A 3,715-nucleotide genomic window follows, 5' to 3' on the forward strand; every position below is an offset into this window, starting at 1 on the left:
TGGTGTTGCCGCCCAGTGGTCCCGCACTGCGGCACCTGGGCAGGGGTGCCGGGCTGCCCACCGACGTGACGGGTCCCCCACGCCGGGACGGTGCGCCTGGGCCGGCAGCAGCCGAAACCGCCACGAAGGGCACGAAGGGCACGAAGAGGCCCCGGGAGGCTGGCGAGAGTTCTGCCAGGGCGTCCAAGCGACCGACAGTGGCAGGCTCCGGCGGGGATGTCTCCGGGAATCAAGGCGGCGAGGGCGACGGGACCACACCGACGGACCAGGCAGCACAACAGGACCCGCGGTCGGCAACGCAGACACGGAGACAGCAAAGGGACGCGGAGCGGTACCAGGCGCGGAAGGCCGAAGCCTTAGAGCTTGCGGATTTGCAGAGGAAGAAGCAGTTGCTCCGGGAGGAGGGGAACGACCTGACTCCGGAGGATGAGGAGAGGCTGGAGTATCTCAAGCTGAAGGTGGAACCGCGGATGCAGAAGGAAAGGGAACGGAAGGCGAAGAATTACCGGGAAGGCAAGGCCGAAGCCGCAGAGCTTGCGGATTTGCAGAAGAAGAAGCAGTTGCTCCGGGAGGAGGGGGAGGACCTGCCTAAGGCGGAGGCGGAGAGGCTGGAGTATCTCAAGCCGGGGGTGGAAAAGCGGAGGCAGAATGCTAGGGAACGGAAGGCGAAGAATTACCAGGCAGGCAAGGCCAAAGCCGACCAGGTTGCGGAGTTGAAGAGGCAGGAGCAGTTGGCCCTGCAGGAGGGGAGGGAGCTGGCTCCGGAGAAGGCGGAGAGGCTGGAGTATCTCGAGCCGGGGGTGGAAAAGCGGAGGCAGAATGATAGGGAACGGAAGGCGAAGAATTACCAGGCAGGCAAGGCCAAAGCCTACCAGGTTGCGGATTTGCAGAGGCAGAAACAGTTGGCCCTGCAGGAGGGGAGGGACCTGGCTCCGGAGAAGGCGAAGAGGCTGGAGCAGCTCAAGCCGGAGGTGGAAAAGCGGAGGCAGAAGCACAGGGCGGCTGTCAGCAATTCTTACAGGGCGAAAAAGGACGCCGACGCCGACGAATTTGCGAAGTTGAAGAAGTTGGAAGAGCTGGGGCCGCTGAATTCGGAGCAGCGGACCAAGCTCAATTTGCATCGGGAAATAGAAAAGGACGAAAAAACGCAAAGCCGGCTGAGGAGTCGAGTATCGACACTGAAAAAAGAGGCTTCGGAGGTACAGGCGTTGGCGGCGTTGCCGAGGAGTGCCGATGTTGAGGCCAAGCTGAGTGCGTTGCAGGGCAGGATGGCTAGGTGGGCTGGTTCTGCGGAGGAGTTGGGGGAGACGAGGGAAAGGCTGAAGACAAATAGGGCGGCGCTGACGGCGATGCAGGCCCGGAAGGAGACTGGGCCCGGGGAGATTGCGGGCGTGGAGTCAGGCGGGCAGCAGAATGAGCAGGATGCAATGGCGTCGAGTGACGGATCGGAGTCGGCTGGGGCTGATCAGGACGAACAGGACACGTGGTCGGATGGGGGTGTTGATCTTGGTGAGTCGGTTGATGAGGTGATGGCGGACCCAGGTGGGGAGGAGCAGGCGGCATCGCTGTCCGGTTTGGACGAAGATCGGCAGGCGGGGTTGGAGGCGTCGCAGGAGTCGGATGCGGCTATGCAGGCGGAGTTGGTGGATGAGTTGGGGGAGGGGTTGGGCGCGGTTGTGCAGGAGCAGGTGGAGGGTGTGGCTGGTGATGAGGGGCGGGTTGCGCAGTTGCGGGAGTCGTTGGAGCAGGCTGAGTCCTATCTGGCTTCGTTGGAGGATTTGCCGGGGTGGGATGAGGTTGTGCAGGCGGATTCGGCGTTGTTGCCGATGTTCGATCAGGGTTTGCGGGCGAACTGGGAGGAGACGCAGCGGCGTATAGAGGCGTTGCGGGCCGAGTTGGCCGGGATGGTGGTGGATGACGAGGGTGAACCGGCCGGGGAGCAGGTGGGTGAGTCTGGGGAGCAGGTGGGTGAGTCTTGGGAGGGGCGGGCTGCGGGGTTCGTGCCGGCTGCGATTGCGGGGTTGGCTGAGCTGACGGGTCGGATGGATCGGCATTTGCGGGCGATGCCGCCGGAATTCAATCCGAATAGTGTGCGTGCGAACGTCGAGACCGCGAAGCAGTGGGTGCGGCAGGGGCAGTGGACTCCGGAGCAGTTGCAGCGGGTTGAGTCGAGCCTGGGTGCGATGCAGGCGGCGGAGAGGGCATTGCGCAATGCTCGCCGGGCGAAGGTGCGTGAGGTGTATATGGAGGCGAAACGGGCGATTGCGCAGGGGCGCGTTCCGGTCACGTATTTCAGGGACGGTGTGCCAGGTGGGGCGAGCTCCCGGCCGGACGTGCGTCTGGGATTCGAGGTCGAGTTCAAGCTCCTCGGCGATAATTTCGATACGCGGGTCAACAGTCTGGGGGCGGAGCTCGAACAAGCAGGGCTGGTGGATTGGCGGACCCATCACAGCTCGAAGCTGCTGGCTGTGTTGGATAAGGAGACTGCCGCGGCGATTGTGGCCAGTGGTAGGTGGGCGTTGATCAAGGAGGGGGAGCCTCTCGAGGTGGAGGCGACATCCCCGATCCTGCGTAATGACCGTGGTGACGGTGTGTGGCCCAGTATGGAGAAGTTGCTGAGCGCGCTGCAGCGGCAGGGCGGTTTCGGCTCGGAGTCGGGGGGGCATGTCAATGTCAGTTTTGACTGGCGGTTGACCCCTGTGCAGTACGTGCGTGTGGCGCAGGTCGCGAAGGTCTTCGAGGCGTTGCTCTACCGGTTGGGCAACGTTGCAGGCAGCGATGGGTCGAAGCGTCGCAAGGTCGCGTATGCGGCGCCGGTTTCGCTCCCGTCGGATCCGTACACAGTGGATGAGAACGGCGAGAATGCCGACTCGTACTATCCCGTTCCCGACGCGGGCGACAAGCACACCGCAGTTCGTTTTGAGGTCTCTGGGGCCGAGGGCGACCGGCTCGAGTTCCGGGTGTGGGCTGGGGACGCGGGTGAGCTGACCGGGAATCCCGCGTTGTGGCAGGTGCGTGCCGAGTTGAGCGCGGCGATCATGCTGGCCGGTACCGACCCGGGGATCTACCAGGAGCTGGATCGGTTGATGGGTGATCCGGATCTGCTGGGTTATGACGACCAGACCAGGGATGAGGGGGCCTGGCTGGAGAAGCTGTCGGAGTTCCTGGAGTTGTTGCCGCTGAGTGAGGCAGGGCAGGCGCAGGCGGTGCAGCTTTTCGCCTGGACACGGCCGTGGACGTTTACTGGTGGCGTTGGCGACTACCCGGCGCTGGTCGTGGGCCTGCCTGAACAGTCGGTGCTGTTCCCGGCCCCGGGTGCTTCGAAGGCGCAGGTCCTCGCCGAGGCGTCCTCGTACCAGTTGTACAAGGACGCGAGTCTCGTCGTGGCCCAGTTGGGATCCAACCGTGACGGGATTCTCCTCCGGAATGGTGACGAGATCGATTTCCGAGGGTTCGCGCAGTGGCTCGAATTCCGCCGTGTCGACCCCGCGCTGGCGGGCGGGCGCTCGCTAAGCGACTTGTGGACGTTGCTGGCGATTCCCGGCGCTCCCGCTGAGCTGCTGGCAGAGGTGCGCAAGCTCATGAAGGGACCGGTATTGGCGTCTATGTCGGACGTGTATAAGACCCCGGACGGGCGTCTGCTCGCCGGCGTTTACGAAACGGATCAAACCGGTCACGTTCACTTCCGTCCCAGCAACGGTGGATGGATGGAACT

The 3,715-nt window shown here is 63.8% G+C and carries 1 protein-coding gene; it reads left to right on the forward strand.

Features of this window, described 5'->3' with window-relative positions; all coding sequences use genetic code 11:
* Positions 1 to 197: 197 nt before the first annotated feature.
* On the forward strand, positions 198 to 3,715 hold a 3,518-nt coding region (locus ACWDKQ_RS35375; RefSeq protein ID WP_450143107.1), incomplete at its 3' end, for a hypothetical protein.

The organism is Saccharopolyspora sp. NPDC000995 (assembly GCF_053599315.1).